Below are 5163 nucleotides of genomic sequence, written 5' to 3'. Positions count from 1 at the left end.
ATCTTAGCAAAATTGTATTGGCTTCTTTGCTGTTTTTGGGCTTTACTACGGCTCAGGCACAGGATGCTGACAACCCTTGGGCAATTGGTATTGGTGCCAATGCAGTCGATTTTTATCCAACCGGTGAGGATGCCCCTCTAGGTGGATGGTTCGACCAGTATTTTGATACCGGAGATCACTGGAACATTCTTCCATCGGTTTCTAAGCTTTCTGTATCCAGATACATTGGAGCAGGATTTGTAGGAGAATTGAGTGGTACTATCAACCAGATCGATAAGTATGGTGATAGAGGAGTTCAAGATCTTTCTTACTATGGTGTTGACCTTGGGTTAGATTACAGCCTTAGAGCACTACTTAATGACGGATGGATTGATCCTGTTGTTGGAGTTGGTGGTGGTTACACTTGGATTGGTGACCAGGATGGAGAAGATATCTCTAACCTAGATGCTGCAACTCTTAACGGTAAAGTAGGATTGAACTTCTGGTTTTCAGATAATATTGCTCTTACTGTAGAATCTAAGTACAAGCACGTATTTGAAGCTGAAATGGCTTCTCACTTCCAGCATGCAGCTGGTGTTAAGTTCATGTTCGGTGGAACTGATACTGACGGTGACGGAGTATATGATAAAGACGATGAGTGTCCAGAACAACCAGGTCTTGCTGAATTCAACGGTTGCCCAGACTCTGATGGTGACGGGATCGAAGATCGTCAGGATGCATGTCCTAACGAAGCTGGTCTTGCTGAATTTGACGGATGTCCTGATTCTGATGGTGACGGTGTAGCTGATCCTGATGATGATTGTCCAGAAGTTGCAGGTCTTGCTGAAATGAACGGTTGTCCTGATGCTGATGGTGATGGTGTAAGAGATGACGAAGATGAGTGTCCTGAAGAAGCTGGTCCAGCTGAAAACAATGGATGCCCATGGCCTGATACTGACGGTGACGGAATCCTTGATAAGGATGATGACTGTCCTGAAGTAGCTGGTGTTGCTGCATCTAACGGATGTCCAGAACCAACTGCTGAAGTAATTTCAGAACTTAACGAATATTCTAAGACTGTACTTTTTGACTTGAATAAAGCAACTATCAGAACTGAATCTGAAGAAGCTCTTAAGTCTATCGTAGATATCATGAATGAGTATCCACAAACTATCTTCCACATTGGAGGTCACACAGATAGCTCAGGAAGTGATTCTTACAACATGAATCTTTCTAAAGAACGTGCTGCTTCTGTAGCTACTTTCCTTGAAGAGAATGGTGTACCATCTAACAGATTGACTTCTGAAGGATATGGTGAAACTCAACCAATTGCTACTAACAGTACTGCAAAAGGAAGACAGGATAACAGACGTGTTGAAATCTCTCTTGACAAAGACAAAGAGATGAAAGACAAGTCTAATGAAGAGTCAATGAACTAATTATTGAATTATTCATATAAGAAAACGCCCCGCATTGCGGGGCGTTTTTTATTTTAGGGCTATGAAATCATTCATCTGCGAAGTCCTGGAAAAACTAAGGGCTACCAATCAAAATATCTCAGAGCTGGTCATTATTCTTCCCAGTAAAAGAGCCGGTGCTTATTTACTTAAAGAAATGGCTGCCATCACAGAAGAAACCATCTTCGCACCCACCATCTATAGTATTGAAGAGTTTACCGAGGTCATCTCGAAACTACAGGGAATTGACAATACTGTGACTCTTTTCGAATTTTATAATATTTATAAAGAACTGACTCCTGAAGTTGAACAGGAAACATTCGAAACATTCGTAACCTGGGCACAAAGTCTTATTCACGATTTTAACGAAATTGACCGATATCTGATCGATCATAAACCTTTCTTTGATTACCTCTCGGGTATACAGGATATAAAACACTGGTATCTTCAGGATGAGAAAACAGAATTGATCGAAAAATACCTTGCTTTCTGGAAGAGACTTCCAGATTATTATGAATCCCTCGCCAACAGGTTACTGGAAAAAGAACAGGGATACCAGGGCCTTATTTATCGTAAGGCATCAGAGAACATCGAGGAATATACGAGTAATATCACATCAAAGCATGTGTTTATTGGATTCAATGCTCTAAATGCTTCTGAACAGCGTATCATTCAATTTATGCTGGAGAATGATAAAGCTGAGGTTTTCTGGGATCTTGACGAGCATTATTATAGAGATCGTGCACATGGTGCTTCTTTATTCCTGCGGCAATACCTCGAAGACTGGAAATTTTACCAGCAGAACCCAAAGCCTGAATTTAATAATAAGTATTCAGAAGAAAAGGAAATCCAATTGATTGGCGTACCTAAAAATATTGGGCAGGCGAAATTCCTTGGCGAGATCATTACCAATCTCTCTTCCGAAGAACTGGAGAACACTGCAATAGTACTCGGCGAAGAAGACCTCTTACTACCTGTTTTGAGCTCACTTCCAGATCATATCAATGATCTTAATGTAACTATGGGTTTTCCTATAGATAATACACCTGTAAGCTCCCTTTTCGAAAATATCTTTAATATTCATATCTCAACTGGCAAGGATCATTATTATAAAGATGTCCTAGGAATCATAAATCATCCGACTTTGTACGAAATCATTTCAAATGATGCGGACAGGTTGATAAAGAAGATCAATAAAGACAACCTTGTTTATTTAAAGTCTGAAGAAATTCTGGGAGAATTCAAGGACGAAAATCGAAGAATAGCTGAACTATGTTTTAAACCGAAAAACGATTCGGTTACTAGGTTTTCTGAAGATGTTCAGGAACTCATACAAATACTCAAAGCACATTTAAAAGCTAAAGAAGATACGCTCTCCTTAGAGTTCCTATATCATTTCTACCTGCTCTTTAATAAACTGGAGACTCTTAATGAGAAATTTACCCATATAAAAACGATCAGGTCTTTACATGACTTCTATAAGGAGCTGGTAAGTACTGAAACGCTGGACTTCCAGGGTAGACCTTTTAAGGGATTACAATTAATGGGAATGCTCGAATCAAGGGCGCTTGACTTTGAAACTGTGATTATAACCTCTCTCAACGAAGGGACACTACCTGCTGGAAAATCAGATAATTCTTTTATTCCTTATGATCTAAAACAGGAATATAAACTACCTACCTACAGGGAAAAGGATGCGGTGTATACATACCATTTTTACCGATTACTACAACGTGCAAAAAAGGTTTACCTACTTTATAATACAGAAGCAGATGGCCTTAATTCTGGAGAGAAGTCCAGATTCATTACCCAGTTGGAGATAGAAAATATTCCAGCACATCATATCACTCAGCATCTTATTAGTCCTATGGTACCCGCTAACGGTCAAAAGTTAAGAGTGGTAGAGAAAACTCCGCAAATGATGGAGAAGATCAAGGGTCTTGCTGGCTCAGGCTTCTCACCTTCAGCATTAACTACATATATGCGGAATCCGCTGGATTTCTATAACCAGTATGTGCTGGGGGTCAGAGATCAGGAAGAAGTGGAAGAAACAGTGGCTTTCAATACGCTGGGAACAGTCGTGCATAATGCGCTGGAAAACCTTTACAAACCGCTGGAAGGAGAATTACTAACCGCAGAAATTGTTGAAAGGTTCAAAAAAGAAGCGAACACCCAGATCTCAAAAGAATTTGCAGAGAACTATAGTAAGGCACCATTAGACAAAGGAAGGAATTTGCTGATTTTCGAAGTGGCTAAGAGGTATATGCGCAATTTTCTGAATTTTGAAATTAAGAGACTGGAAAATGGTAGTGATATTCAAATATTACAGATCGAAAAAGATCTTAGAGTCCAACTACCAATGGATCATCTGCAAATTCCAGTTTATCTGAGAGGTAAAGTAGACCGGGTTGAAAAAACTGATGGCGTTATGAGAATCATGGATTATAAGACCGGAAAAGTTGATTCAAAAGACCTGATCGTCAAAGACTGGGATGAAATAACAAAAGATTATGACAAATTCGCAAAAAGCTTTCAGGTTTTAACTTACGCCACCTTGATATCCCTGGAGAAAGATCTTAAATTCCCCGCTGAAGCAGGAATCATATCTTTCAAGAATCTTAGATCAGGATTTCTTAAATTTCAGCTGAAAATTGACAAAAAACCAGACTATTTGATTCAGGAAGAAACCCTGGAAAATTTTCAGAAAGAGCTAAAAAAATTAATAATGGAGATCTGCAATCCAGAAATTCCATTTATTGAAAAAGAAATTAAAAAACATTATGGAAGTTTCTAAGGAACAGAATATCATCATCGAGGGTCGTCACAACAAGCCAATTCCCATGGACCTGATCTTTAAGGATGATGGAAAACCAAAACCGGTGGTGATCTTTTGTCACGGATATAAAGGTTTTAAAGACTGGGGAGCCTGGGATAAAATGGGTGAACTCATTGCCGAAGCAGGCTATTTCTTTGTGAAATTTAATTTTAGTCACAACGGAACAAGTCCTGAAAATCCAACAGAATTCTACCAGATAGAAGCATTTGGTGATAATAATTATACCATTGAGCTGGACGATCTACAATCTGTCATCGACTCACTTCTATTACCAACTTTCAAGTTCGGTCAACACCTGGATCCTTCAGACATTAGTTTGATAGGTCATTCCAGAGGTGGAGGAATCACTGTATTAAAGTCGGCTCAGGACAAACGAATCACCAAACTTATTACGCTTGCATCAGTTTCAGATTTTGGATCAAGATTTCCGGAAGGAAAGAAACTGGAAGCATGGGAGAAAAAAGGGGTGCAGTATATTGTAAATTCAAGAACAGGGCAGCAATTGCCTCACCACTACCAGTTCTACAAAAACTTCAAGGAAAACAAAGAGAAGCTCAATATTAAAAAGGCGGCGCAAAAACTGAAAATTCCACATTTGATCGCCCACGGAAGTAGCGATACCAGTGTATCTATTGGAGAGGCCGGGAATCTTTTTGAGTGGAGTCCTGCTCCAAAACTATTATTAGTCGAAAATGCAGATCATGTCTTCGGGGTTTCTCATCCCTGGAAAGATGAAGAGGAGCTTCCAAAGGAATTCAAACATGTAATCAATAAAACGATCGAGTTCCTGAATGCTGATGCAGAGGATCTTTATGCTGAATATGCCGATAATGATTAATCCTGAAAAACAAAAAACCACTGAAATTCAGTGGTTTTTTTGTGGAGAATATC

At 39.4% G+C, this 5163-nt stretch carries 3 protein-coding genes; all 3 read left to right on the top strand.

Annotated elements, in window-relative coordinates; all coding sequences use genetic code 11:
• Positions 1–1418: OmpA family protein (locus tag ACNI3T_RS07215; RefSeq protein ID WP_418227244.1), on the top strand; the 1418-nt coding region annotated here is incomplete at its 5' end.
• A 61-nt stretch (positions 1419–1479) separates the two neighbouring features.
• Positions 1480–4230 carry a PD-(D/E)XK nuclease family protein gene (locus ACNI3T_RS07210; protein ID WP_418227243.1) on the top strand — a complete coding sequence of 917 codons (2751 nt, stop codon included), beginning with the start codon at positions 1480–1482 and terminating at the stop codon, positions 4228–4230.
• Complete coding sequence (locus tag ACNI3T_RS07205) at positions 4217–5110, top strand: alpha/beta hydrolase family protein (protein WP_322301503.1); 894 nt, start codon at positions 4217–4219, stop codon at positions 5108–5110. Before ACNI3T_RS07210 ends, ACNI3T_RS07205 begins: the two co-directional genes overlap by 14 nt.
• Positions 5111–5163 lie beyond the last annotated feature (53 nt).

It is taken from the genome of Christiangramia qingdaonensis, from assembly GCF_048381525.1.
Taxonomy (GTDB): Bacteria; Bacteroidota; Bacteroidia; order Flavobacteriales; family Flavobacteriaceae; genus Christiangramia.
The sequence above is the reverse complement of the archived record's forward strand: the minus strand, read 5'-3'. Positions and strand labels throughout refer to the sequence as shown.